Raw genomic sequence first — 23277 nt, forward strand, 5'->3', positions numbered from 1 at the left:
GGGTCAACTGGCGGTACCGCCGAAGAAGCCGCCGGCGTTGCCGCCCCCAGTACCGCCCTCGCTGGTACCCCCACCGTCGGTGCCGCCGCCGCCAGTGCCGCCCTCGCTGGTACCACCGCTGCCATCCGGCGGTGCGACCGTCGGACTGGGCAGCTGCGGCGTGCTGGACGGCTCCGTCGGGCCCGTGGGGGTCGGGCTGCCCCCGCACTCCGGGTCGAAGACGTTGCAGGCCGTCTGCGACGGCTTGGGATCGGGCGCCTGGGGGTCACCGCCGAAAACGGCGAACGCGGCCAGGATGGCGCCGACCACGATCAGGGCGACACCAACGGCAAGGGCGCCGAAGCGGCGGCGGCACGGGCTCACGGACATGGAACGGGCCTTCCTCTAGGGGAACGAATCCGCAGGAGGGTGGACCGCGTCGGCGGTTTGCGACTCGGGCTGCTAAGCGGCAGCGCGCACGTTCCTCGTACAGGGACTTGGGCCCGCCGGTACTGTTCCCAGCCATGACGAGCAGGAGGAGCCGGGAGGTCATGGCCTGGCAGCCGCCGGTCGGCTGGCACGAGCTGAGCGGCGAGCGCCGCAGCGCCTATCTTCGGCGGCAGGGCATAGAGATCCCGTTGAAGCCGGCCGACTGGGAGGAGATGACCTCCAACCAGCGCAGCGCCTACTGGAAGTGGCACGGCCGCATCCTGCACGACACCCCTGAAGCGCGGGCCGCGAAGATGGCCGAGTACCGCAAGGACCTGCGCGCGTGGCGGGTGCTGATGTGCTGGTGGGTTCTCTGCTTCGCTACGGCTCTGGGCATCGTGTGGGGTGCAGGACGGCCCGGGGACTCGGTGTTCCTGCGCGCCGTGGCCACCGTCTTCACCGTGGGGATGTACGCCGTGGCGATCTTCATACCGATGCAGCTCACGAAGCCGGAGCTGGTCAAGCGGGACGAGCCCTGACGCACGCCTACCATCGAACCTATGGGCGAGAACATCCCGGACGCTGTTGAACACCGGTGCTGGAAGGAGAGCGACGGGCCCCGCCCGCGCGTGCACTGCTGGCCCCGCACCGGCCGGCCCGCCCTCTACGTGCGCTCCCACAACCGGTGGCGCTACGCCCCCGTAGAGGCCCGCCAGGACTGGGCAGACGGGAGCGTGGTCTATCAGGTGGCGGTCGACCTGCGGGGCGATACGACTGTGTCCAGCCGCGCGTACGCGTGGCCCCAGCCCGGGCTGCGCCTCGCGCACACACCGGGCCCGGCAGACGGGTACGAAGCCGGGGCCGGGGCGCGCCCCTGACGACCGGGCGTCAGCCGCCGGGCGAGTCAGCGTCGTTTGGCCGGAACCTTCACAGCCGGAACCTTCACAGCCGGGGCCTTCACAGCCGGGGCCTTCCGCTGCGGCTTCGCGGCACCGGTCGGGCCCTTGCCCTGGCCGGTCGTCTTCCGCGCGGTGCCGGGCACCGTGGCCTGGCCCGCCCCCGAGCCGGCGCCGGGCGCGACGGCGGCCGCCCCGCCGCGCAAGATGCACGGCCGGGGTCCGGAGCTGACGATGTCCACCACTCCGGACCGGGACGCCGGGCACGTCGGCGGGTCGTCGTCCCCGTTGAGCAGCGCCACGGAGAACAGCAGCCCGAACGTGAGCAGGGCAGCGGATATGGGCAGCAGGAGCGTGCCACGACTGACGGAGCGGTGAGACATCACGCGGGGGCCTTTCAGGCTCAGGGCAGGGGCTGGAAGAAGGGGTATGACGCATCGTGGTGCGGGTCGCCGGGGAAGCGGCCCCACTTGTCGGAGACGACGGGTTGCCAGACCGGCACGTCTCCGACGCCTTCGAGCAGGGAGGTGTCCTGTACGCGGCGCAGCCGGACCAGGTGCGGCTCGTCCACGACGCCTTCGAGCTCCAGGCCGTCAGCGGGGTCCTGCCCGTTGCGCACGAGCGTTTCGGCGACGGCCAGGGCCAGCGCGTACGCCGGGTGCAGTGGCAGACCGAACACCGCGATCTCGTACTCACGGCCTGGCCGGTCCCCCAGACCAACCGTGTACGCGACGGATGGCTGCACCCCGTCAGCAGTGGGCACCCACACGACGCCACTGTCCACGGGGAGCAGCGGGAACGGCCGCTCGTACTGGCGGTGACCCGGGTAGAGCAGGTTCGTGGACTCGTCGTAGACGTCGGCGGTCACGCAGTTCTCCGTACAGGGATGGGGCGCGGCCGGGCATGCGGCACCCGGGCCGGCTGCGGGGCAGGGGAAGCGAGTACGCGCGTGGACACGTCCGTCACCCAGGCCCGGAACGCGTCCGAGGCCCGGCAGCCGGCCAGCTCCACAAGCGGCCACACCTGAGCGGTCGTTGCGATGCCGGGCAGCGCGCTCGCCGAGGCGGGGAGCAGCGGCCCGGCGGGGGCCGGGGCGCCGAGCGCGGCGGCCAGGTCCCGGACGAACCACACCGGCTCACCGCCGCGCACCCGCACCCGCACCGGGGCATGCTCGAAGTGGAAGACGCGCGTGCCGTTCACATCCGCCCCTCGGCCCCGCGCGTCAGGACGAACTCCATCGTCAGGGCCACGCCCCGCCCGGTACCGTCGCTGACCACGGCCAGGCGCCGCGCCTCCTGGACGGCGTGGTGGAGGATGCTCTCCGCGCGGGTGAGCCGCGCCGCGTCGCGCTGAAGCCGACCTTCATGGTGGCTTTCCAGGCAGGCGTTCGAGTGCCGCATGGCCTGCATCAGACCGTTCGCAAGGTCGAGGCGGACAGCGGCCGTCGAGTGGTTCAGCATCCACAGCAGATGCCCGCCGGCCGTGACGGGCTCGTGCAGGTCTGCCGGTTCCTCGCCCTCCCGCAGCCGGGCCACCTCGTCGCGCAGCCGCGCGTTCTCCGCCTCCAGCCCGGCGCGGTCCGGGCCGGGCGCCTGCTGGCCGTCGATGTGCAGGTAGATCGGGCCGGTGCCGGTGATCACGGGAAGCCTCCAGGTGGGTCGCTACGCCTTGTAGACGCGGTGAGGGGGTAAAACCGTTACACCCCGCCGCCGAAGGGGCAGCGGGGCGCAGCAGCGGTTCAGCAGATCGGGGACAGGTTGAAGCCCTAGGAGTTGTCGTCAAAGTGTCACGCCCACATCAGCAGTGCGGCGAGGGTGATGGCTGCCTGGTAGGACTCGGCGGTCTTGTCGTAGCGGGTCGCGATGCCGCGCCATTGCTTCAAGCGGTTGAAGCAGCGTTCCACGACGTTGCGATGCTTGTAGATTTCGCGATCGACTGTCGGGGGGCGTCCGCCGAGGCTGCCGCGACGGGCCCGGTTGCGGATCTGGTCGGCCCGTTCCGGGATGGTGTGCGTGATGCCCCGGCGCCGCAGCCAGGCCCGGATCGCCTTCGAGCTGTAGCCCTTGTCTCCCAAGACGTGATCGGGCCGTACGCGGGGTCTGCCGGGACCGATGCGGGGCACCCGTATCGCCTCCATCACGGCGGTGAACTGGGTGCAGTCGTTGGTGTTCCCGCTGGTGAGAATAAAGGCGAGCGGTCGGCCGACGGCATCGCAGACCAGATGAATCTTGCTGGTCAGTCCCCCTCTGGAGCGGCCGAGTGCCGGGTTTCGGAGCCCCCTTTTCGGGCTCCGGCGGCGTGCTGGTGGGCTCGGACGACGGTGGAGTCGACCGACACCAGCCAGTCGATCCCGCCGACCGCGTCCGCCTGTGCCTGGGCTTCGCGGAGCATCCGCTCGAAGGTGCCGTCCCTGGCCCACCGGCGGAAGCGGGTGTGCAGCGTGGCCCAGGATCCGTACCGCTCCGGCACGTCTCGCCAGGCCGTGCCCGTCCGGAACTTCCAGACGATCCCGTTGAGGACCGTCCGGTCGTCCAGCCGCTTCCGCCCTCGCTCCGACCGGGGCAGCAGAGGGCGGACGAACTCCCACTCGGCATCCGACAGTTCATGGCGACGTATCACCCGACCATGATCCATCACCCAAGATCATTTGACGACAGAACCTAGGCCGCTCAGCCTGTCGGCAAGGTCGGCATTTCGGCTTCGCGGTCGGCCGCTTACACCAGCGACCACTTACCGGAGTGGTCGAACTCGCCGGTGACGAGATCCACGATGAGATGGTCCCCATGCTGCGGGTGAGCGGTACGGGAGTAGTCGGCCAGCAGTTCCACAAACCCATCCCACAGCGCTTCCTCGGCCGCTTCCGGGGTCTCCGCACATGACGGGCTCTCCCACGCCTCGGTCACGGTGCCGTCGGCCCGGTGGTGACAGACCGTGTCCTCATCCCAGTACACGCCGTCGTCGTAGTTCGCGTTGGTGACGAACTCGACCCGGACGATGGGGGACTGCACCGTTCCGGGCTGCTCGTGGTACAGGGCGCGCATTACGTCCACCAGCTGTCCAGGTATCCGCTGGTCGGCCGTAGCGGTCAGGACGTTGCCCAGCCGGTACAGCTGGTCCCGAGTCCAGTGCGCCACCATCGCGCGCACGGTCTCCAGGTCAGCGAAGCCGTCAGGGTTCAGCACTACGGACGTGATCGGGGCGCAGTGTCCCAGGGCGCCCACTGCACCTTCCCCGATCAGGGGCGCCACAACGGCACCAGCTGCGAGGGGTGCGACCACGGCCGGCGGGGGAGCAGCGGGGGTGGGGGCACGGGTGACGCCTACCTCGATGGCGTCGCCGGGGTACAGGTTCACGCGGGTTTCCTTCCAGAGGGCCGCCCGGTGCGCGTGCACCGGGCGGCGGCAGGCATCGGTCAGATGAAGTGGGTGCGGATGATGTCGGCGATGTCCTCGGCGACGGCCCGCATCTCCCGGGGGAGGGACGGCGCGCCGTTGGGGAGGTCGACGGTGACCCGCTTGTCGTCGGGGTTGTCGTCGCGCGCGACCGTCAGGTCGTTCCACTCGTCCACCCACACGCGCAGCGTCGGGGTGTTGGGGCCCCAGAGCGTCCCGTACGCGCCGATGTACCCGGACTCGGACTCCCACCCCTCGCCGCTCTCCGCGAGGACACTGGCGGCCTCCCGGGCGTACTCGCTGATGGGGTAGGCGTACTCGTTGCCGCGCACGTCGGTGACCACCTCGGCGAACGGGGACGGGATCGCGACGCGCAGTTGGTGACCGACCTGCGGCCGGTCGAAGTCGCCGAGCTCCACCAGGGCCTCGGAGACGGACGAGCGCTTGAAGTCCGTCCCGTACTCCTTCCCGACCGGGCAGTCCGTGAAGTAGGCGACCGCGTCCGTCGCCCACGCCGGGCCGTCGTCGTACTCGGTCGTCACGCGGAAGCCGATCGCGGCCGGGCGGCGCTCCTTGGGCCGGTCATCGAACCACCCCGTCAGGGCGGTACGCAGGTCTTCCAGAAGGGCGCCGTACTCGTTGTGCGCGGTCGGGGTGACGTCGGTCGTCCACAGGCGCGCCTCACTGCACTTCTTGCACCTGGCGCGGTTCAGCGGGTTGACCTGCTTGCACAGGCACCGCCACAGCAGGCCGGCGTGCGGCGCGAGGTCGAGCAGCATGTGTTCCTGGGAGAGGAACGCGGAGGCCATCAGCCGCTCGAAGACCTTGGTCGCGGTGGCGGCGCTGCGCGGCATGGGCGTGGTGTTCATGAAGGTGAGCCTTTCTGTGGGCCGCCCGGCGCGGTGTGCCGGGCGGCGAGGTCGAGCAGAGGTCAGGAGAGGCGCGCCCCGGGCCGGTGGGCGGTTGCCGGGGCGCAGCGTGCGGGGGAGGTCAGGCGGTGGGGCCGGTCAGCCGGTCGGCGAGGGCGCCGGACGCGGTCGCGTAGCGGGTGAGCGGGCAGCGGGGGGAGCCGTGGCGCCACATGTCCCGCAGGGCCTGGCGGGCTTCGAGTTCGGCGGCTTCGGCTTCCTGGCGGCGCTCCTGTTCGGCGCGCAGCTCCGTAAGGCGGGCCTGGACGGCCCGGGCCACGGACCCGAGGAACGGGGCGGTCTCGCCCGTGCGCTCGGTGAACCGCTCGTTCGCCAGTGCCATGAAGCGGGTGGTCGGCGTGCCGCTGTCGGTCAGGAGGAGCCCGAGCATGACCGGGGGCGCGGTAAGGAGGTCCTGGGCCATCTCCGTGACGGCGGGGTGCGCGGTGAGGGCGGTCACGGCGTTGTCGAACGCGGGGGACAGGGCGGCGACGGGCACGGGGTGGTTCTCCGATCGGGGTGCGTGTGCGGTGAGGTGGGAGGGTGCCGGGCGGGAGCGGCTTGCGTCGCGCGCTCCCACCCGGGGGCCGTCAGGCGTTGGTACGGGCGCCTGTGGCGATGGCGTGGAGGTCGGCCAGCGTGAGGTCCGGGGCGGGGGTCGCGGCGGCGGCCGTGGCGAACTCGAACGCGGCGCGCTCCCGTGCCGGCGTGGGGGCGTACTCGGCGCGCAGCGCCTCGATGGCAGGCGCTTCCTCGGCGAGGAAGCGGAACCATGCGGCGTGCGGGCCCTCGGTCTCCCAGCGCTTCCGGGCCACCATCAGGGCGTGCCCGGCGCTGGACGCGGTGACGCCGTAGCGGGCAAGGCCGCGCGCCGTGAGACTCATGTCCACCTCACGCCACCCGTACCCGTTGAGCAGCTGCTCCGTGCGGACCACGGAGTGAAGGGGGAGGTCGGCCCAGCGGTCACTGGTGAGCGTCGATGTCTGGTGGAAGAGCACCTGCCACGACTCGGGGGTCTTGTCGAGTACGACCGGGGCGGGGTCGTCGCTCTCCTCGGCCAGGGCGGCGACCGTGGCGGCGGCAAGCACGGTGCGCGCTTCGGCGATCTCCTCTTCCTCAAGCTCACCGGACAGGGCACCAGCACGGGCGAGCGCGTCCAGGTGGTACCAGGTGGCGCGCAGTGCCGCGACGGGGGTGCGCTCCTCGGTGCAGTGCGCCATCTCGGCCGGCCCGTAATCATCGAGCCCACCGTCGATGTGCCCCCACACCTGCACCGGGGTGAACTCCGGGCCGCCCTCGGCGATCGTGGTGTCGGCGTTCTCCTGGTAGGACACCACCGCATGGTTTGCGGCGTAGCAGGTCTCACCGAAGACGAACATCGCGGTCCTGTACTGCTCCTGGCGCTTCCTGTCGGCGATCTCAGCCGCCCACGCGGCGTCTTCAGCGGCGCGCTGCTGTGCCTCGGGGTGCGCGGCGACCTTCGCCTCGGCCTTGTCGCGGCAGCGGTCGTGCAGGAGGTTGCCGGGCCAGACGTCTGCCTCCACGCGGGCCGTCGACCGGTAGTAGGCGGTGTTGTCGCGGTGGCCCCGGGCCCGGATGCGGCGGTTGCACAGCGCCTTGCCGTCTTCGCCGAACGCGTGGAGGAAGTGCGCGTCGCTGTCGGTGCCCGACCAGACGACGGAGGTAGAGAGGGTGGATGTCCACTTCGGCAGGCTGTTGCTGGACATGGTTGTCCCCTTTGGGTTGGTTGGGAGCGTTTGTTGGTCCGGCTCGCTCGTGCCGTCCAACAAGAAGAACTGTACACCCTGTCCGGCGGTGGTCAACAGAGGGCCCGCACCCCGACTTCCCGCAGGTGCTCGGCCGCAGCACCCCGCGCCCCCAGACGGGACGGCACGGTGACCCGCCACCCGCACGAGCACGCTGCCACCGACGAACCGTCGTGCACCCACCCGCTCTTGACCCCGACCGGGCCACCCGCCCAGCTCTCCCAGGAGTCCGCCGCACGCGACCAGCCGCGCGGCTCCGACGTCCGGGTCACATGCCGCGCCTCCGGCGCGCACAGCAGCCGCAGCGCAGCGTCCGCCACGGCGGCAACGGCCCAGGTGTCCCACTGCGCCCCCTCCAGCCGGGCCGACAGCTCCACCCCCGCGTGCGAGGTGACCACCAGCCGGCCGTCGGGCCACACCCGCGCGGACGCCCCGGGCACACTCCACCCGACCGACCCGTCCGACTGCCGGGGCACCCCGTTGGCGTGCGTCCGCGTCATCTTCGCCACCACCCGAACCGACGCCGGAGCCATGTCCGGGTTCCGGTCGTCGGCGGCGGCCGGAGCGTGCTCGGCGAGAGCGGCCAGCCACGCCCCGGCGTACGGGTACGCGGCCGGCCGCAGCGTCACCAGCGCCGCCCGGTCGCGCCCGTTGCCCGCCCGCACAGCGGCCCGTACGAACTCGTTGCCGGGCGCAGCGCCGTACTTCTTCATCCGCACCGGGCCGTGCGGGGTCTCGAACGTGTGCGTCTGACGGTCGGCAAGCATCAGGCCGGGCATGACGGTGTCCTCCAAGCGGGAGTGGGGCGCAGCGGGGCGGGGTCAGCAGGGTTGCGGGTGGACGCGGGAACGGGCCCGCTCCAGGGCAGCGGCGCGCCGCTCCGGGGCTATCGGCCAGTAGCGGGCGCCGTAGTCGTACGGGCCGTCCCCAGGGGCCGGGAAGCGGTGCGCGACCAGTGCCCCGCCGGGGTCGAGGGCCGTGGGTTCGGTGATCTCGAATCGGAAGCGTGTACGGCCGATGCGCCGGACCCATGCGTACGTGACCCCGCCGTGCTCAGGGGGCGCGTACCGGGCCGGCCCGATGTTCAGCCGGTAGCGCGTGCACGCGGTCGGCACGGCCGGATGGTCGTGCTCGCCCTTCCAGTGCCCGCACCGGGCGCAGCACGGCGTACGGGCCGGACGGTCGCACGGCGCGGCCCGGAACACCGGCCCCAACTGGCCGGGGACCATTCCCCCGATCTGCGGCCACGACAGGGCCACGGTGCCCGTGTCCGGCTCCAGGGCGGCCGCGCCCCCGCAGTGCAGCGCGGATGCGAGCAGCGAGCGCACCAGGGCGCCGGAGACGGGTACGGCTGCGCCCGGACGGTCGGCGTTGGACAGGGCGTACGCGGTGCGGTCCGCGTCGAGGGGGCGGCCGATGGCGTGCGGGGTGGAGAGCTGGACTGCGGTCGCAGTGGTCACGGGGGTGTCCGTTCGGCGAGGGGGCCCGGGGCGCGGTGGTGCACCCCGGGCCGGCGGGCGGGTCAGAGTTCGTCGCGGCGCAGCGACACGGTCAGCGCTTCCTCGCGGCCCCGGGCGTACAGGCCGTCAAGCCCTTCCGGGTACGGGGTGCGCTCCTCGGCCGCGAGCTCGTACTCGGCCGCGCCCACGGCGAACGCGGCCTGTCCGGCGGTCTGTGGGACGTCGTCGCTCCAGGCGTCCCACGCCCACAGTCCGCCGATGGCGTACCTGCCGTGCGCGTCCGGCCGCACGGACCGGTTCCCGCCCACCCCGTCGTTCTCGATCGTCCATTGGAAGACGAGCGTGCCGTCCGGGGCGAACTCGGCCTCCATGCCGCACTCGTCGCGCTCCAGGTCCCGCACGATCAGTTCGGCCGTGGCCCGGGTGAACAGGTGCGCGTCGTAGGGCCCCCACGGGTCCTGGAGCGGCAGGCCGACGTACGGGCCGTAGGCGCTGGCCTCCACGGTGAAGAGCTGGACGCGCAGGGGCGCGCCGTCGGCGGTGCGCGACTCGACGTCGGGAGCGGCGGCGGGGGTGGTGGTCATGGTGGGTCCTTCCTGAGCGGGGTGAGGGTGCCAAAGGTCGGGGGCTTACGGCCCGGGGCGCGGCGGTCGCGCCCCGGGCCGGCTGCGGGTCAGCGGCGGCTCATGGCGCCACGGGACGTCCGGGGCACGCGGGCCACGGGGGCGGCGGCCGGGCGGGGCGCCGGTTCGGCCGGGGCGGCGCGCGCGTGCCCCGGCTCCGGCTCCTCCTGGGCGTCGGCCAGCACGGGTGGGGCGTAGCGGGTGAGGATGCGAGCGATGGCGGCGGCGGCGTTCTTGTCCTTGGAGAACAGATCCCGTTCCCAGTACTCGAACGGCAGGCCCCGCCGCTTCTCGATCTCGCCGAGGTACCCGAGGTCTCCCCACTCGGCGCCGAGCGGGAAGCTCGACAGGCACGTCCAGCCGTAGCCGTTCAGCGTCTCGGGGTCGATCTCCGTGATGACGATGTGGCCCCACGGGGAGTGGAGGACGATGCACGGCGACGCGTCGGGCGCGGGGCGGGGCGTGCGGGGCGCCAGTGTCTTCAGCACGCTCGCGCCCGGGTAGAAGGCGTGGCCGCGCAACCTGCGCTGTGCCTCGAACATCGGCATGTCGGACAGGGGGTGAAAGCGGGGGATGCGCACGGGCGTTCCGTTCTGGGGTCGGTGGCCCGGGGCGGATGTGCCCCGGGCCGGCCGGATGCTCGGAGATCAGGCCGTGTCGTCGTCGGGAAGCGGGTACTGCGAGTCCGGGTTGTCCAGCAGGGCCTTGACTGCCCCCTGGAAAATCTCCAGGGCCCCTTGGTCGGTCCTGAAGGCGGATGCCCGCTCGTGCGCCACGTTCAGCGCCTGTTCGATCTGCGCCAGGGAGAAGAACGGCGGGCGGGGGGCTCTGACCGACTGCCCGGACCCGCGCGCGGGCAGCACCGTGTAGTGGTGGGTCTTGGCGAGCAGGGCGGCGGGGTCGGCGTCGCGGGCGTAGCAGCCGGTCAGCCTGTGCCCCGCGTCAGTGATCCGGTACTCATCGACGCCCCACGGGCGATCGATGGCGACGATCAGCGCACCGTCGTCGTCGCGGGCGAAGGCCGGTTGCACGTGGGCCGTTTCGGCGGCCAAGGTCATGTGCTGGGCGAGTTCTTCCTTGGCGGCCCGCAGGGTCGAGCCGCGTCCGAAGATGTGGCGGCTGTGCTTGAGCATCAGGCGCCACGCTTCACCGCGTCGGGACGGGGACTGCACGGCGACGTCGGGGAAGGGAATGGACACGGTCTCGACGGAGACACCGGGCATGGTGAGCGCCTTTCTGGCGGGAGGGAAGCGGGGAGGGGGCCCGGGGCGGGGTTGGGTGCGCCCCGGGCCGGCATGGGGGCGTCAGGTCGCCGGGAGCGCCACGGGGAGCGTGAGGGTGTCTCCCAGCGTGGGCGGCCGGAGTGCGGCCAGGCCGGTCAGGAAGTAGTGGAGGGGAAGCGCGGGGTAGCTGATGTCCGTGCGTTCCGTGCCGTCGGCGTAGCGGGTGACGGTGCGGGTGATGGCACACCACTCGACGCGGCCCCCGAACGGCCCGGCGCCGATCTGGACTTCGGTGACGACGTGGGGCCGGTTGCGGTAGCAGTTGCGCAGTGCGGTCGTGGCGGCGTCCAGGAGCAGCGCGGGGACGTCGGTCGTGTCGAGCGGGGCAAGGCCCGCGCGGGCGGCGTCCCGGCGGAAGTCTTCGAGGATCATGGCGACCTTGAAGTTCGAGCGGTCCCACGGGCCCCCGGGGTAGCAGTGCTGTCCGGTGAAGTGCGCTTCGTCGTCCAGCTCCAGGAGGGCGGGGCGGTCGGCGTCCGGGGTGTCGGGGGCGAGCGCACGGGCGCGGGCGTAGGTGGCGATGGCGAAGAGTTCGGCGCGCGGGTGCAGGTCGGCCGTTGTCGCGGTGATCGTGGGCACAGTTGTCCCCTTTGGGTTGGTTGGGAGCGTGTGTTGGTCCGGCTCGCTCGTGCCGTCCAACAAGTAGAACTGTACACCCTGTCCGAGGATGGGGGCAGGGGCCCCGGTGAGCCCCCGCCCCAATGCAAGGTCAGGAGCGGGCCAGCACCGCAGCGACATCGCTCCCGGGGCGCCCGGCCGGCCCGCAGACGCGGTTGCCCATCGTGCGGCAGTCCCACCCGGATTCGCTCTCGTCCACGGTCCCGTCGCGGTTGTCGTCGCCCAGCGCGTCAGCCTGACCGTCCACCCACCCGTCGGCCCACGCGGCACCTTCCGGGCTGCTGTCGGCGCGCATGGCGTCCGGGGGCGTCTGCGCGGCCCCGTTGTTCAGTGCGGCCACACCTGCCCGCCACCCGGCGTTGTACGCGTTCACGGTGGCGTCCTGGCCCTTGTCGGGGGTGACGGTGGCCGTGGCGGCGGGGCGCGGCGCGCTGGAGGTGGAGGAGTGCGCGCCGATCATGGCGGCGACGGCGAGCGCCACCAGGGCGAGCAGGCCGGCCAGGATCGCGGCGGCTCGGATCTGCTCAACGGTGCGGCGGATACGGGACATGACGGGTTCTCCGATCACGGAAGGGCCGAACTCGGCCCACGAGGGACTGAAGGGGCTGAAATCTCGGGTTGGGCCAACGGGGGCTGGAATGCCGCCACAGGAGCAGCAGGGGGACATCCGGCCCCGGGGTGCGGTGCAGGGACGGGCGGGGGCCGGGCGACCGGTGAGGGGGGAGGGTCCGGCCGCCCGGCCGGCCGAGGGGCGCGACTGCTACGCGGCGGGGGCGTACTCGGCGACGTAGGGCGCGGTACGGCCGTAGGCGCTCGCACCGGCCATCAGCGCGGGGTCTGCGGCCCGGTAGACGTACACCTTGATCCAGCGACCCTTGGGCGCGCCCTTGCACGGCTTGGTGCGCTTGTACGTCGTGCGCGGGGCGTGGCCGTGGTGCGCGGCCCGGTACTTGCTCACGATGTGGCGTCCCGCCCATGAGCCGTACCGGTCCACCTCCTCCTGCGGCATTCCCGCGCCGAGCAGGAAGTCGCTCACCTTCACGCGGGTGGTGGCGTCGCGGTGCGCACGGTTCTCGCGGCGCCGGTCACGGAGTTCGGCGGCCAGTGCGCGGCGGCGGGTACGGCGGGCGGTAGCAGACACAGAAGTCCCCTTGGGTGCGGAGCGTGGGCGGTGACGGTCGCTCGTCCGTCACCGCCGGTCGGTGCAAGCACCACACTACATGACCACACGCGAAGCTGTACACACTGTCCGCCGATGGGGGCTTCGGCGCTCCGGCCGGCCGCACCCCATAGAGGAGAACCGATCGACCGATCCGGGATCAGGGCTTGCGCACCGCCGGACAGGGTGTACAGTTCAACTCGTTGGACGGCACGAGCGAGCCGCACCAACACCAACGCTCCGAACCCACACCCAAAGGGGACAACCATGTCCGTCACCCTGGCCAAACCCGGCGACAAGACCACCCCCAAGCCCACCGCACCCCCCGCCCCCACCGCCAGCGAGCGCGCCTTCCTGCGCACCGTGGAAGCGCTGCTCATCCACGCGGGCTACCTCGACGCCCACGCCGGCATCGTGCAGAACCAGCGATACGGCCTGGCCATCGGCCACGACGACGCGGTCATGAAGTGGGCCGAAGGCTGGAACTGGACCGCGCTCGGCCCCAACGGCATCGACGGCTGGTGCATGCAGCCCGGCATCCTCGCCCCCGCCAACGCCTCCCCCCGCCGCGTCGCGAACGCCATCATCGAAAACCTCGCCTGCCTCGCCATGATCCCGTGGGAGGACATGCGACTGCGCGACCGCGCCCGTATCACCGTCCGCAACTTCGGATGGTGGCGCGCACGCCTCCACCGCATCACCTACCGGCTCACGCGCTACCGCCGCACCGTCCGGGCCCGCATCACCCGCTGACCCCCGCCGGGGCGCCCGCACCGCACGGTGCGCCCCGGCCGGCCCGCGACCCCTCCCGCGCGCGTAGGACGGTCTCACGGGTTCCACGAACGCCCCTTTCTGCTGGTCACAGCGTCGCTCGCAGTCGCGTGCCGGTACCGCGTTCAGGCCCCGCCGAAGACTTCCGCGCCCCTTGTGCGCCGCTCCGTGTCTGCCCGTTCCCTTCCCCGCGATTCCGCTGCGCCCTTCTTCCCTGGAGTCCCTGTGTTCTTCTCTGCCCCCATGCCGGCCGCCATCGGCGAGTTCCGGCTGTGTGACCCGTCCGAAGCGACGTTCGCCGCGTACACCGTGGACGCGTCCCCGTCCTCCGCTGTTGTCCCCGGTATGGACACCCGTCCCATGTCCGGTGGGCTGGTCCGCGCCCAGCTGGTCGCCGCTCGTGCGTGCGGCGGGTCGATCGTCCTGGACGACTTGAGCGGGACCGTGACGTTCACCTACTCGTCCGGGAAGTTCCACCGCATGGTGCAGGTTGCCACCCCGCTCACCTCTTCCATTCCGCTGTGCGGGACGTGTGACCAGTGGGAGAGCGAGCACCGCAACCCGAACGCTTCGGCGTGCGACCGGTTCGACGTCGACCCCCGTCCGGGCACTGACGCGAACCCCCTGTGCCTCCGTGAGGAGTGCGGCGGCCACCCGCGTACGCACCACGGGCGCCCGTTCACCGTGGCCTGCCACTCCTTCGAGGGCTGACGGCCGGTCGTCCGGCGTGCCCGCATCGAGCCGCGGCGCCCTTGTCGCGGCCCGGTGCGGGGATGCACGAGCGCCCCGCACGTCTATGACCCGTCGGAGGTCTGCACATGTCGAACAACCCTGACGACCGTGAGCGCCCCGTGACCCGGCGCGAGTTCCGCATGGTCACGTTCATGATGGCGGGCGCGTTCATCGTCACCGCTGCCTCGATGTTCTGCCTCCTGGTCCTGGAGATCAAGGGCTGATCGTCAGCCGGCCGGGGTGTGCGCTCCCGCCGCCCCGGCCCGTTCCTCCCGCTTCCGCTGTTCCCCGCTCTCGTCCGCGCCACCGCCTGTCTGGGCCGTGTGCAGGACGCGCCGTAAGCACGTTCGCCGGGCCATCATCCGCGCCCGCATCCCCTGAACTTCTGGAGTCCTCGTGACCACCCTCCTTCCCCTGTCCGCGCTGCCGTACATCCCGTCCGCGTACTCCCCGGGCGACCGCCTGGAGGTCGCCGGCGAGGTTCAGATACGCGACGAGCAGGGCCGCTGGACGTGCGGCCGGCCGGAGTGCCCCAACTTGCTGTCGGACGCCGACGTTCGGCGTCTGTACACCGACCCGGGTCTCCTGACGCGGCTGGGCCTGCCGTTGATCGCGCCCCGGTCCGTCCCCGCCGACGTGCCGCTCCCCGGCCGCCCGGTCAGCATCGGCGAGAGCCCGTTCGAGCGTGACCGGCCGTACCTGATGTGCGGAAACCTGCTGGGCAGCTTCCACGCCCTCACCGTCTCGGACCCGGGGCCGTGGGGGATCGGCCAGAGCGCCACCACGTTCGCCGGCCCTCTGCGCCCGGGAAACCACGAGGTGACGCTCACGGCTACGGGCGTGGTGTGGGTCCGCAAGCGGTCCTGCTTCGACGGCGCGCAGATGACCTGTGCGTTCATCCCGGCCGAACTGCCCGCCGCGGACGAGGTGATGGCCCTGATCATGGCGGCCGTGCTCCCGGACAACACGCCGGTCTGCCACGTCCCGCGCGTTCCCCGTCACGCGCTCTGACCCGGTTTCCGGCGGGGGCGTACTGCCCCGCGTGCGCCCCCGCCGGCCCGCTCCCCTTCAGCTCACCGTGTCCCGGAGGACTCCCTACATGACCACCGCCGTCGCCCTTGACTACCGCACCCCCTTGTTGGCCTTCCGCGCCGCCGTACACCTTGTCCGCCTGTCTCCGGGCCCCGGAACCCTCGCGGAGCTGTCCCGGGCCGCTCTGGCGCTCCCTGCCACCCCGTCCGGCCCCCTCATGGACGACGGCAACTATGTGACGCTGCTGCGGGCCCTGGAACGCGCCGAGGAGTCCCAGGTCTTTCCCGTCATCGACCACATGGCCACCGCCGTAGAGGATCTGGCCCGGTCGAAGCCGAGTTGGACCCTCCCCCACGAGTCGGAAGCGATGGCCAACGTGATCCGGCTGCTGGCCGTATGCCACGAGCGGCAGCCCGACATGGAGGGCGCCCCGCTGAGCCCGTGGACCCGCGCGGCCGAGACAGGCACGCGGCTGCTCGGCATCATGCTGCGCCGGACCGATAAGCGGCCGGCCGAGAGCCTGATGAGCCGTACCGGGTGGGAGTTCGCCGATCGGTTGCGGTCCGCCATCGTGCACACGGCCGTTCTTACCGCTGGGCACTTTGCGGACCTCTGGGCACGCCGTTGCGGCCTGTTCCCCATCGGCCCCCGGGTCGCCCGCATCGACTGCGGTTACTACGTCGAGTGGACCCGGGTCATCGGACAGCGCCGGTACGCGTTCGAACTGGTCCAGGACGGATGGCGGGACGGGTTCCCGTACGGAGTCGTGACCGTTCGGCGGGCCGGTACGGAGTCCGTGCACGTCTTCGCGTTGACCGACCGTACGGACCGCAAGGTCGTTGACCGCTTCACCGCCTCCCTGTGAACCGTCCGGCGGGGCGTGCGCTCCGTGCGCCCCGCCGGCTGCCGCCCCTCTCTTCCATCCCTGAGCCCTTGGAGGACTCGACCATGCACACCACCATCACAGCCGCCATGCGGAGGCTGCTGACCGCCGGGCAGGCCGCCGTGCGCGCCGCCGAACGCTGGGGTTCCCCGGAAACCGTTGCCGGGCTGGACAAGGCCCTGTGCGCCCTTCCGGTCCTGGACATGGACGACCAGGCGTCCGGCCTCCTGCACGCGGCGCTGACGACCATCGCGCTCGCCGAGGACGCCGAGGAGTGGGAGCTCCTGACCAACGTCGAGCGCACCCACTCCCAGCTGATCGTCTACCCCGACGGAGTGACCCTTGAGCACCCCGTGGTGCTCGCCGTCGGCGTGCTGGCGTGGCGGTGCTACGCCCTGGCGCGGGATTCTGGCGGGGTTGTGGCGCGGGCCTGGGCGCGGGGTTACTCGGCCGGTGTGGAGGCCCTGGGCGCGTTGTGCGGCGCCATCCAGGGAACGACCGACGGTCGGGCCCTGCATAAGGCGATGACGGAGTTCCTGACCGCCGTGCGGCGCGCGATCCCGTACGCGGCCCTGTTCGCGACGCGGCGGGCCCTGGTCGAGTTCGCCCGTACGTACGAGCTGCCCATCGTCGGCATGCGTCAGCCCATGCCCCTCGGCCAGTGGGAGTACGCCCGCCGGATCGGCAACGCCATCTACCACTTCGAGGTCGTCCCCCCGCTCGTGGAGAACCACCCGTACGGCTCGGTCGCGGTCCGGCGTACCGCCGCCAACGGCACGGCGGGCCCCATCCGCTGCTTCCCGTTCAGCTCCATCGACCGGCTTCAGGCCGCGAACGACGCCCTGTACGTCCTCTGACCGCCCGCCGGCCCGGGGCGGGACATCCTCGCCCCGGGCTGTCCGGCCCGCTGCTTCCTTCCCTCGGCCGCGCCCGTCGCGGCCGTGAGCAGGGCGCACCGTGCCCCGCTGTTCCCGCACTCACCGCTTGGAGACTCCCCGTGTCCACCGTGACCTTGACCGCCCCGGCCGTGCGGCCGGCGCTTTTCCCCCCGCCTGCCGTTCCACTGCGCTTCACTGATGGCGACCGCTACGTGTGGACGCACACCCAGGACGTGTGGACCCGCGTCGATGGGTTGTGGGTGCCGTCCCGGTACGACGGACTGAATGCCGGCCAGGACGACGGCACGGGCACATGGACCGACGCCGAGGTGCGTGCCGCTCTGGGCCGGGCCGTTGAGAAGTGGGACGCGCGGCAGCGGTTCGTACCCGCTCCCCCCGGCATCGTCTTGCCCGGCCGGATGGACCTTGCGCTCCCACCGTTCCATGAGGCCGCACAGTACGTGACCGAGCACCAGGGAAGAGGGCTGCTCGTGCCGCTGCGGGACCTGGTGGCCCGGTACGACGAGGACGCGGCATACGACGTGCCCGGCGTCGTCACCGGCAGCCGGATGCGGGACCTGACTGCGGGGATCGCTGCCGAGCACGGCGGGTCGGTGATGACATACGACGAGGCCGCGGGGCGGGTGTACGTCCGCTACTGGGTGCGCGACTGGGCCGGCAGTCCGGCGCGCTTCCTGGCGGAGTGCCTGCATGTGTTCGTGTTCACCGCGTCCCCGGCGGAGGCGTAGCCGTGGCGACTGAGAAGGAACGCGGCCGGCTCGGGGACATCCTCATGCGGGAGTTTGCCGAGTACGCGGCCCAGCTCACCGCCGAGGGGTACGACTGGGCCGCCGTCTGGGCCACGGGCGCATGGCCGGCGGAGTCCCGGCTTCGCTGGCTCCACGGCCGGTTCCTCCTCGCGCAGGAGTGCGCGGCCATGATCGGCCACCGCTTCAGCGACGACGAGATCACGCAGTTCCACCGTGAGCACCTGGCGCACTTGGCGCTGTTCCCGGACGGGGCGCCGAGCCTGGCCGGCCCTGCATCCATCCCGTCCCCTGCCGCTGTTCCCTCCGTCCTTCGCACTGGTCAGGAGCCTTCCCGATGAGCACTGCACCGCACACCACGCCGTTTCACTCCGTGGGCCTTGCCGCCCGGGTGACGACGCTGCTCGCCCGCACTCTCCCCGAGTACGTCCGGGGCGTGGTGCCGGAGGGGTTCCGCGTTGAATCCCTCGATCATCAGGAACCGCGCCGGATGTTCGTGCGGTGGCACGGCGGTACCCCCACCCGGCCGATGTGGACGCACGGGCCCGCGCTGGGCCACGAGAAGTACAAGGCGCAGATCCTCGAAGTCCTCACCCGCGCCGGGTACGCGGTGACCAGCGTGCCCGGCCGGATGGACGTGTTCGTGAACGACCGGCCGCACGAGACTGCCGGGCCCCGGTTCGCGCCCGTCGCCAACGACATACCGTTCACCGCCCCGTGGCTGGTCATGGACCTGTGGACCCGCGCGCACGTTGCCGTGGCGGATACCGAGGAGGAGGCCGCGGCCGAAGCGATGCGCGCGGAGCGGCAGCACGCGCTCATCGACGCCCGGCTTGTTGCCGCCGAGGGCTTGTGGCCGGACCTGGAGCGCGCCGACGAGCTGATGGGGGACGGCCTGGCGTGGCTGCGGCGTGAGGTGCACAGCGTCAACCGGTACAGCGACCTGGTGGCGCATGAGCGTATTGACGCCCTGGTGGCGGTGGCGAACGCGCTGCGGGTCGGTCGGGAGGTCACGGAGCAGGGTCGCATGGTGGCCTGGAAGGAACCGGTGCCGATGCTGACGCGGGCGCACCCTCCGCTGACGTACGAGGTGCACTGGATACCGAAGAGCACCGCCCCGACCGTAGGCTTCTTCCCGGGCTTCAGGCGCGGGCGGGTGCAGGATGCCGCGATTGCGGTGCTGGCTGCGGCCGGACTGCCGATGGTGGAGTACGGCGAGCCGATCGGTACGGGCGCCTGGCTGGTCGAGCGGAACGGGCTCATGGTGACGGCGGCTGTCGCGTCCGGGGACTGGCCGGCTGGGGTCACGGTGGATGCGGCCGGGCCGGACGGTCTGGAGCAGACGGAGAGCGTGCCTCAGGTGCTGCGGGCGGCCGGCTGGACCGTGGCCCCTGAACGGGACTGGGCAGGCGCGTGGATGGCGTTTCCGCCCGCGGAGTAGACCAGCGGCGCGGGTGTTCCCCGGGGGAACGGGCGGGGTCGGGATGCCGGCCCCCTACCCCCACCCTCGGACACAGTGTACAGTTTTTCTTGTTGGACGGCACGAGCGAGCCGTATCCAACGAACGCTCCGACCTAAACGAAGGGGACAACCATGTCCACCCCCAAGTACGTTGCCGGCCTGAACACTTGGCCCCGTGAGGCGCTGATCGCGAAGGAGCGCGTCCGCCTGACCGAGCTGGTGCAACTGGCCCACTTCGACCAGCTCAAGGCCAGCAAGATCATGCACGGCCTGAAGCAGGCGATCGACCTCGCCCGGGCCGAGATGGACCGGATGAACTCGCACAGCATGCTGTTCCCGCCGTCCGACGACATGCAGCAGCTGTACGCGCAGCTGTCCGACCGGTACGGCAGGCTCATCGCCTCGCACCAGGACGCCTCGGCTGTGCGGGACGGCGCGGTTCTCGTCCACGAGTCCGCCGTGCTGGAGCGGGCTTGGCTCCGGCGCCCCGCCGTCGACGGTATTCCGCTGGCCAAGCAGGTGTTCTCCACCGACTTCATCCCCCACTCGCCCAGTTACGCGGTCACTGTTCTCCTGCCCGACCCGCCCAACGCCCGGGGCGGCCAGTTCTGGCGGCAGAAGCATCACGCGACGGTGAAGAAGAGCCTCGCCCGCACCATCCTGAACAAGTGGGCCGAGCAGGAGCAGGCGCACATCCTTCGGGACGCCCACGGCCGGTACTACGTCGCCACCCCCACGCACCGTCTGGAACTGGTGCCAACCGACATCGCGCGCCCGCACAGCGAAGGTGACGTGCTGCGGAGGGTGCTGGCCGCCTACCACCTCCAGGCATACGCCGACACCGACGGCACGTCCTCGTGGCTTGCCGTGCCCCTGGAGCCGCACACCTCCCACGAGGAGACCTACGACGGCCCGCACGTCCGCATCGAGGCGGCAGGCCGCATCGACCGGCCCGCCTCCCAGCACCGCGCGCCGTGGGTGGCCTCCTACTTCAGCGAGACCGGCGAGCACGCGAGGACCTTCGACGGCGTGCCGGCGGACACGCCGCTCGCCGAGGAATGCGCCTACCTCGCCCGCGCCATCGCCGAGTTCGCCGCAGGTCGCTGACCCGGTGTCCCGCACTGCTCACCCGCGCGCTTCGGCACGGGTGGGGGTGTGCGGAACCCCGGTTCCCCCCTGAGCCGATCCACGCACGAGGACCGCCACCCCACCACCCCCTAACCCAGCTTACCCCCGGGCCGACACGGCACCCGGGCCCACCTGGAGAACCATCATGCGCACAGCCCTGCTGCCCACGATCGTCCGCAACCCCGCCACCTTGGCCGCACACCTGGCCGAGCACGGAATGCCCGGCCAGAGGTCGAAGACCGCGATCACCCGCCTCCGCCGCGACCGCGAGCGCCGTACCCTCTCCCCGCCGAAGCCCCAGCCCCTCGCCGCCCGCCTCCGTGCGCGGCAGCTGGCGGCCGCCACGCAGGAGATCCGGCGTCGCGGCGGTGAAACCGCCATCACCGGCCGTACCTCGCTGGCCCGTCTGAAGATCACAGACCGGCGCGACGGACTGGTGCTCGTGCACGCCGAGGGGTGGCGCCACTACAGCAGCCGTGTGCCCGCCCGGTACGCGCGGCTCAGCTACCTGTGGGGTCCGGACGACGCCGGCTCGGGCCCGTGGGCCGTCCGCGTCGCTGGCACCATCACCAGCGTCGCCGACGCGCTCGACTGGCTCACCCCCGCCGACGTGAAGAAGGGCCTGGAGAAGGGCCTGCGCGTCCGGCGTCAGGGCGACGTCTACGCCATCGAGACCACCCCCAAGCGGGACGGCGACGGGGCTGCGCTGCTGCCCGAGTCGCACGAGTGGCGCCCCTCCACCCGCTACCTGGTCCACCGCCCCGAAGACGGCCGTCGGCACCGGCCGCTGCGGCTGCCCTGGCCCGTGCGGTTCGTCCAGCAGACGGCCTACGGGATGGGCCGTACGAACTCCCGCAGCGACGCCGACTGACCACCCCTGCACACGCCCGGCCGGACCAGTCCGGCCGGGCCGGAAGGAACACCCCATGTCATCCATACTCACCCCCACCGGGGCACGCATCCTCGACACGAACGACAACGGCGTCGTCTCCGGGCACCCGGCCGCGATGGCATGCCTGCTCGGCGACGGCCTGGTCATCCCGCACGACGGTGACGGCGGCACGCACTGGATCACCGAGGCCGGCTGGGCGGCACTTGATGCCTGGCGCCAGAAGAACGGCAACGCCCCCGCACCGCTCACGGCAACTATCCTGCCGAAGCTGCCGAAGACGCAGCACGAGGCGATCGTGACTGCGGCCAACCGTCCCGATCAGCGGGTGCCGGGCCGGGACGACAACGACGTGTACTGGGCCGGCGAGAAGTGGTTCCGAGGCCCCACCCTCCGCGCCGTCAAGGCCGCCGGATACGCCACCGAGTTCGAGAACGGGTACTCGCTGTACCTCACCCCGCTGGGCCGGGAGTACGCCCGCCAGCGCGGCAACGTGGATGTGTGCAGGCGACGGTTCGTCATCGTGGCGTGCGGGGACAAGAAGCAGCCGCACCCCGGCTTCAACGAGTTCGGCAACGCGAACGCGGGCTACCCGGCCGGAGAGCTCTACGTCGGCGACTATCACCTCTCCCTGCGCTCTGCCGCGGACGCCCTGACCGATCCGTCCATGATCCGCATCCTGTCCATGCTGCACGGCCTGGTGGACCTCAAGCGTTCTCTGATGCCGTACGACGTGACGTCCGGCGATCCGAAGGCGATCACGCCCGAACGGCTCGCCCGCCACACCGCAAGCCTCGGCGTGCACGACGCGGACGTCATTTTCCTCGGCGGCAAGGACTACGCCGACCTGCTCCGTCCGTCGATTCCGCACCTGTTCACGCCGCTCACTGGCGGCATGGGCATGCACCGCGGCCTGTGCAGGCAAGCCCGCGAAAGCGCCGAACTCCGCAAGTCCTGGTGGGCGCGGGCCGCCGAACTCCACGAGACGCAAGCGGCGAACTGACGGTTGCCTGTCCCCGCCCGGTCTTCCTCAACGGCCGGGCGGGGGCGGGGAGCCGGCCAGTTCCCGGCCCATCCTCAACACGACGGAGATCCCTGATGACGACACCCGAGTCCACTGCCAGGCCGGCCGCCAAGCCCAACTGGCTGGTTGAGGCCGAGAAGGAGGAGCAGCGGCAGGAGGCCGAGAAGGAGCAGCTCCAGCGCGACCGGGCGGTAAGGCACGTACAGACGGTGAACGCCCATCTGGCCGCCCTCGGTATCACCCCGGTGCGGCCCGCGACGGCCACCCGCTGGGTGCATCCCGCTCTACTCGTCTTCGGGAACGCCTCCGAGGAGGCGTATGCGGTGTACGCCAACTACCAGGATGACCTGGGAGTGGTGCTGCTCGTTGGCGACCCCCAGGACGAAAGCGGCACCGAGTTCGCGGGGGAGCTGCGCACTGTCGCTGATGTCGTGCGGGCTCGCCGAGAAGGCGCCACCGGCGGCCTCTCCCCGCGGCCCCGGCCGGACTGGCGAGGCTTCGCGGAGGATGAGGCCCGCCAGACGGCGCAGTACCTGGAGCCGAACACAGCCGCCCTGTCTGACGCCCTGCACGGGATCACTGCCGCGGTGCTCGGGCTCCAGGCACCGAGTGGCGACACCGCCATGGGTACGGAGGTGGATCTCGACTGCGAGTTCCTGACCGATGACCTGACCCCGAGCGGCCTCGTGTCCCTCGGGCTCTCCGCCGGCCCCGGCCGCACCCTGTACGTCGTCAACGCCGATATGGATGTGGCCGAAGTGCTGCGCCGCCCCTTCATGCGCGAGCAGGTGTGGCCGCACCTGCCGCTCACCGCGGACGGCTTCCTCATCCGCAACCACCCCGACGTGTGCAGCTACGCGGAGATCCGCCCGAAGGTGGAAGCGTTCTTCGCCGACCTCGACCATGACACGATCCTGTGGACGAACTGCGGCGCCCAGGACGTGATCCGGATGCATGCACTGTGGCGCCACGACTGGTCGGTGATGCCGGACACGATCCCGCAGTGGGCGGACGACCTGGCACGGGTTCGCCGGCTGGCGGGCGGGGTGAAGCTCCCGCCGCACACCGGCCGCCCCCATCACGCCCTGGACGACGCCGAGCACCAGCGCACGGCACGCGCGTACATTCGGACTCTGATCAACTGACTCCTCGAATGCAAGGCCCCCGTCTGGCGTGTAACCGGCCGGGGGCGTTTTGCT

32 protein-coding genes and 1 pseudogene are annotated in these 23277 nt (G+C 71.7%); 15 read left to right on the top strand and 18 right to left on the bottom strand.

Features of this window, described 5'->3' with window-relative positions:
• Positions 1-3: 3 nt before the first annotated feature.
• Entirely contained in the window at positions 4-369 is a 366-nt protein-coding gene (locus ACLQ2N_RS32850; protein WP_425818910.1) for a hypothetical protein, read from the bottom strand.
• A 134-nt stretch (positions 370-503) separates the two neighbouring features.
• Here ACLQ2N_RS32850 and ACLQ2N_RS32855 point away from each other — a divergent pair, with 134 nt between their 5' ends.
• Together ACLQ2N_RS32855 and ACLQ2N_RS32860 are read left to right on the top strand one after the other, a co-directional pair.
• Positions 504-947 carry a hypothetical protein gene (locus ACLQ2N_RS32855; RefSeq protein WP_425818912.1) on the top strand — a complete coding sequence of 148 codons (444 nt, stop codon included), beginning with the start codon at positions 504-506 and terminating at the stop codon, positions 945-947.
• Between the two features lie 21 nt (positions 948-968).
• A complete protein-coding gene (locus ACLQ2N_RS32860; RefSeq protein WP_425818914.1) occupies positions 969-1286 on the top strand; it encodes a hypothetical protein in 318 nt (105 codons plus the stop codon).
• A 26-nt stretch (positions 1287-1312) separates the two neighbouring features.
• Here ACLQ2N_RS32860 and ACLQ2N_RS32865 read toward each other — a convergent pair whose 3' ends face one another.
• From ACLQ2N_RS32865 to ACLQ2N_RS32945, 17 genes and pseudogenes are all read right to left on the bottom strand, one after another.
• Entirely contained in the window at positions 1313-1687 is a 375-nt protein-coding gene (locus tag ACLQ2N_RS32865; protein ID WP_425818916.1) for a hypothetical protein, read from the bottom strand.
• 20 nt (positions 1688-1707) lie between these two features.
• A complete protein-coding gene (locus tag ACLQ2N_RS32870; protein ID WP_425818918.1) occupies positions 1708-2172 on the bottom strand; it encodes a DUF4262 domain-containing protein in 465 nt (154 codons plus the stop codon).
• Positions 2169-2504, bottom strand: a complete 336-nt coding sequence (locus tag ACLQ2N_RS32875) for a hypothetical protein (protein WP_425818920.1) — start codon at positions 2502-2504, stop codon at positions 2169-2171. The genes ACLQ2N_RS32870 and ACLQ2N_RS32875 overlap by 4 nt, the downstream gene beginning before the upstream one ends.
• Positions 2501-2944, bottom strand: a complete 444-nt coding sequence (locus ACLQ2N_RS32880) for a hypothetical protein (protein ID WP_425818922.1) — start codon at positions 2942-2944, stop codon at positions 2501-2503. The genes ACLQ2N_RS32875 and ACLQ2N_RS32880 overlap by 4 nt, the downstream gene beginning before the upstream one ends.
• A 146-nt stretch (positions 2945-3090) precedes the next feature.
• Positions 3091-3920, bottom strand: a pseudogene (locus ACLQ2N_RS32885) (IS5 family transposase).
• A gap of 98 nt (positions 3921-4018) precedes the next feature.
• Complete coding sequence (locus ACLQ2N_RS32890) at positions 4019-4657, bottom strand: hypothetical protein (protein ID WP_425818924.1); 639 nt, start codon at positions 4655-4657, stop codon at positions 4019-4021.
• A 59-nt stretch (positions 4658-4716) separates the two neighbouring features.
• Positions 4717-5565, bottom strand: a complete 849-nt coding sequence (locus ACLQ2N_RS32895) for a hypothetical protein (protein ID WP_425818926.1) — start codon at positions 5563-5565, stop codon at positions 4717-4719.
• Between the two features lie 121 nt (positions 5566-5686).
• Positions 5687-6103: a hypothetical protein gene (locus ACLQ2N_RS32900; protein WP_425818928.1), complete on the bottom strand. Its 417-nt coding sequence runs from the start codon at positions 6101-6103 to the stop codon at positions 5687-5689.
• 91 nt (positions 6104-6194) lie between these two features.
• Positions 6195-7331: a hypothetical protein gene (locus ACLQ2N_RS32905; RefSeq protein ID WP_425818930.1), complete on the bottom strand. Its 1137-nt coding sequence runs from the start codon at positions 7329-7331 to the stop codon at positions 6195-6197.
• 92 nt (positions 7332-7423) lie between these two features.
• Positions 7424-8149, bottom strand: a complete 726-nt coding sequence (locus ACLQ2N_RS32910) for a hypothetical protein (protein ID WP_425818932.1) — start codon at positions 8147-8149, stop codon at positions 7424-7426.
• A 42-nt stretch (positions 8150-8191) separates the two neighbouring features.
• Positions 8192-8830 (bottom strand): hypothetical protein, encoded by a 639-nt coding sequence (locus ACLQ2N_RS32915; protein WP_425818934.1) that lies wholly within the window; start codon positions 8828-8830, stop codon positions 8192-8194.
• A 62-nt stretch (positions 8831-8892) separates the two neighbouring features.
• Positions 8893-9414 (bottom strand): hypothetical protein, encoded by a 522-nt coding sequence (locus ACLQ2N_RS32920; protein WP_425818936.1) that lies wholly within the window; start codon positions 9412-9414, stop codon positions 8893-8895.
• A gap of 89 nt (positions 9415-9503) precedes the next feature.
• The gene (locus ACLQ2N_RS32925) at positions 9504-10034 is read right to left on the bottom strand and encodes a hypothetical protein (RefSeq protein WP_425818938.1); all 531 of its coding nucleotides are present in this window, start codon (positions 10032-10034) and stop codon (positions 9504-9506) included.
• Between the two features lie 66 nt (positions 10035-10100).
• On the bottom strand, positions 10101-10676 hold the full coding sequence (locus ACLQ2N_RS32930; protein ID WP_425818940.1) for a hypothetical protein: 576 nt from the start codon (positions 10674-10676) through the stop codon (positions 10101-10103).
• Between the two features lie 81 nt (positions 10677-10757).
• Positions 10758-11315: a hypothetical protein gene (locus ACLQ2N_RS32935; protein ID WP_425818941.1), complete on the bottom strand. Its 558-nt coding sequence runs from the start codon at positions 11313-11315 to the stop codon at positions 10758-10760.
• 130 nt (positions 11316-11445) lie between these two features.
• Positions 11446-11904: a hypothetical protein gene (locus ACLQ2N_RS32940; protein WP_425818943.1), complete on the bottom strand. Its 459-nt coding sequence runs from the start codon at positions 11902-11904 to the stop codon at positions 11446-11448.
• A 210-nt stretch (positions 11905-12114) separates the two neighbouring features.
• Positions 12115-12495 (bottom strand): hypothetical protein, encoded by a 381-nt coding sequence (locus tag ACLQ2N_RS32945; protein WP_425818945.1) that lies wholly within the window; start codon positions 12493-12495, stop codon positions 12115-12117.
• Between the two features lie 285 nt (positions 12496-12780).
• On the opposite strand from ACLQ2N_RS32945, the gene ACLQ2N_RS32950 reads away from it, so the two are divergent.
• The 13 genes from ACLQ2N_RS32950 to ACLQ2N_RS33010 all read left to right on the top strand — a co-directional run bounded on the left by ACLQ2N_RS32950 (position 12781) and on the right by ACLQ2N_RS33010 (position 23223).
• Entirely contained in the window at positions 12781-13266 is a 486-nt protein-coding gene (locus tag ACLQ2N_RS32950; RefSeq protein WP_425818947.1) for a hypothetical protein, read from the top strand.
• A gap of 261 nt (positions 13267-13527) precedes the next feature.
• Positions 13528-13995: a hypothetical protein gene (locus ACLQ2N_RS32955; protein ID WP_425818949.1), complete on the top strand. Its 468-nt coding sequence runs from the start codon at positions 13528-13530 to the stop codon at positions 13993-13995.
• A 107-nt stretch (positions 13996-14102) separates the two neighbouring features.
• On the top strand, positions 14103-14240 hold the full coding sequence (locus ACLQ2N_RS32960; RefSeq protein WP_425818951.1) for a hypothetical protein: 138 nt from the start codon (positions 14103-14105) through the stop codon (positions 14238-14240).
• 172 nt (positions 14241-14412) lie between these two features.
• Positions 14413-15027 carry a hypothetical protein gene (locus ACLQ2N_RS32965; protein WP_425818953.1) on the top strand — a complete coding sequence of 205 codons (615 nt, stop codon included), beginning with the start codon at positions 14413-14415 and terminating at the stop codon, positions 15025-15027.
• An 88-nt stretch (positions 15028-15115) separates the two neighbouring features.
• Positions 15116-15913, top strand: coding sequence for a hypothetical protein (locus ACLQ2N_RS32970; protein ID WP_425818955.1), 798 nt, complete (start codon positions 15116-15118; stop codon positions 15911-15913).
• An 83-nt stretch (positions 15914-15996) separates the two neighbouring features.
• On the top strand, positions 15997-16788 hold the full coding sequence (locus ACLQ2N_RS32975; RefSeq protein WP_425818957.1) for a hypothetical protein: 792 nt from the start codon (positions 15997-15999) through the stop codon (positions 16786-16788).
• A 140-nt stretch (positions 16789-16928) separates the two neighbouring features.
• Positions 16929-17558, top strand: a complete 630-nt coding sequence (locus tag ACLQ2N_RS32980; RefSeq protein WP_425818959.1) for a hypothetical protein — start codon at positions 16929-16931, stop codon at positions 17556-17558.
• Positions 17559-17560: 2 nt separating this feature from the next.
• Positions 17561-17917 (top strand): hypothetical protein, encoded by a 357-nt coding sequence (locus tag ACLQ2N_RS32985; protein ID WP_425818961.1) that lies wholly within the window; start codon positions 17561-17563, stop codon positions 17915-17917.
• Positions 17914-19017 carry a hypothetical protein gene (locus tag ACLQ2N_RS32990; RefSeq protein ID WP_425818963.1) on the top strand — a complete coding sequence of 368 codons (1104 nt, stop codon included), beginning with the start codon at positions 17914-17916 and terminating at the stop codon, positions 19015-19017. Before ACLQ2N_RS32985 ends, ACLQ2N_RS32990 begins: the two co-directional genes overlap by 4 nt.
• A 152-nt stretch (positions 19018-19169) precedes the next feature.
• A complete protein-coding gene (locus ACLQ2N_RS32995) occupies positions 19170-20144 on the top strand; it encodes a hypothetical protein (protein WP_425818965.1) in 975 nt (324 codons plus the stop codon).
• Between the two features lie 166 nt (positions 20145-20310).
• Complete coding sequence (locus ACLQ2N_RS33000; RefSeq protein WP_425818966.1) at positions 20311-21036, top strand: hypothetical protein; 726 nt, start codon at positions 20311-20313, stop codon at positions 21034-21036.
• Positions 21037-21091: 55 nt separating this feature from the next.
• On the top strand, positions 21092-22057 hold the full coding sequence (locus ACLQ2N_RS33005; protein ID WP_425818968.1) for a DUF6884 domain-containing protein: 966 nt from the start codon (positions 21092-21094) through the stop codon (positions 22055-22057).
• 95 nt (positions 22058-22152) lie between these two features.
• Positions 22153-23223, top strand: a complete 1071-nt coding sequence (locus tag ACLQ2N_RS33010) for a hypothetical protein (RefSeq protein WP_425818970.1) — start codon at positions 22153-22155, stop codon at positions 23221-23223.
• The last annotated feature ends 54 nt before the right edge of the window (positions 23224-23277 follow it).

Source organism: Streptomyces sp. DT224, assembly GCF_049844595.1.
Lineage (GTDB): Bacteria > Actinomycetota > Actinomycetes > Streptomycetales > Streptomycetaceae > Streptomyces.

Coding starts and splice junctions, on each gene's coding strand:
- ACLQ2N_RS32850 (WP_425818910.1), bottom strand. CDS start 369: ATGTCCGTGAGCCCGTGCCGCCGCCGCTTCGGCGCCCTTGCCGTTGGT.
- ACLQ2N_RS32855 (WP_425818912.1), top strand. CDS start 504: ATGACGAGCAGGAGGAGCCGGGAGGTCATGGCCTGGCAGCCGCCGGTC.
- ACLQ2N_RS32860 (WP_425818914.1), top strand. CDS start 969: ATGGGCGAGAACATCCCGGACGCTGTTGAACACCGGTGCTGGAAGGAG.
- ACLQ2N_RS32865 (WP_425818916.1), bottom strand. CDS start 1,687: ATGTCTCACCGCTCCGTCAGTCGTGGCACGCTCCTGCTGCCCATATCC.
- ACLQ2N_RS32895 (WP_425818926.1), bottom strand. CDS start 5,565: ATGAACACCACGCCCATGCCGCGCAGCGCCGCCACCGCGACCAAGGTC.
- ACLQ2N_RS32905 (WP_425818930.1), bottom strand. CDS start 7,331: ATGTCCAGCAACAGCCTGCCGAAGTGGACATCCACCCTCTCTACCTCC.
- ACLQ2N_RS32910 (WP_425818932.1), bottom strand. CDS start 8,149: ATGCCCGGCCTGATGCTTGCCGACCGTCAGACGCACACGTTCGAGACC.
- ACLQ2N_RS32920 (WP_425818936.1), bottom strand. CDS start 9,414: ATGACCACCACCCCCGCCGCCGCTCCCGACGTCGAGTCGCGCACCGCC.
- ACLQ2N_RS32930 (WP_425818940.1), bottom strand. CDS start 10,676: ATGCCCGGTGTCTCCGTCGAGACCGTGTCCATTCCCTTCCCCGACGTC.
- ACLQ2N_RS32940 (WP_425818943.1), bottom strand. CDS start 11,904: ATGTCCCGTATCCGCCGCACCGTTGAGCAGATCCGAGCCGCCGCGATC.
- ACLQ2N_RS32950 (WP_425818947.1), top strand. CDS start 12,781: ATGTCCGTCACCCTGGCCAAACCCGGCGACAAGACCACCCCCAAGCCC.
- ACLQ2N_RS32955 (WP_425818949.1), top strand. CDS start 13,528: ATGCCGGCCGCCATCGGCGAGTTCCGGCTGTGTGACCCGTCCGAAGCG.
- ACLQ2N_RS32960 (WP_425818951.1), top strand. CDS start 14,103: ATGTCGAACAACCCTGACGACCGTGAGCGCCCCGTGACCCGGCGCGAG.
- ACLQ2N_RS32970 (WP_425818955.1), top strand. CDS start 15,116: ATGACCACCGCCGTCGCCCTTGACTACCGCACCCCCTTGTTGGCCTTC.
- ACLQ2N_RS32975 (WP_425818957.1), top strand. CDS start 15,997: ATGCACACCACCATCACAGCCGCCATGCGGAGGCTGCTGACCGCCGGG.
- ACLQ2N_RS32990 (WP_425818963.1), top strand. CDS start 17,914: ATGAGCACTGCACCGCACACCACGCCGTTTCACTCCGTGGGCCTTGCC.
- ACLQ2N_RS32995 (WP_425818965.1), top strand. CDS start 19,170: ATGTCCACCCCCAAGTACGTTGCCGGCCTGAACACTTGGCCCCGTGAG.
- ACLQ2N_RS33000 (WP_425818966.1), top strand. CDS start 20,311: ATGCGCACAGCCCTGCTGCCCACGATCGTCCGCAACCCCGCCACCTTG.
- ACLQ2N_RS33005 (WP_425818968.1), top strand. CDS start 21,092: ATGTCATCCATACTCACCCCCACCGGGGCACGCATCCTCGACACGAAC.
- ACLQ2N_RS33010 (WP_425818970.1), top strand. CDS start 22,153: ATGACGACACCCGAGTCCACTGCCAGGCCGGCCGCCAAGCCCAACTGG.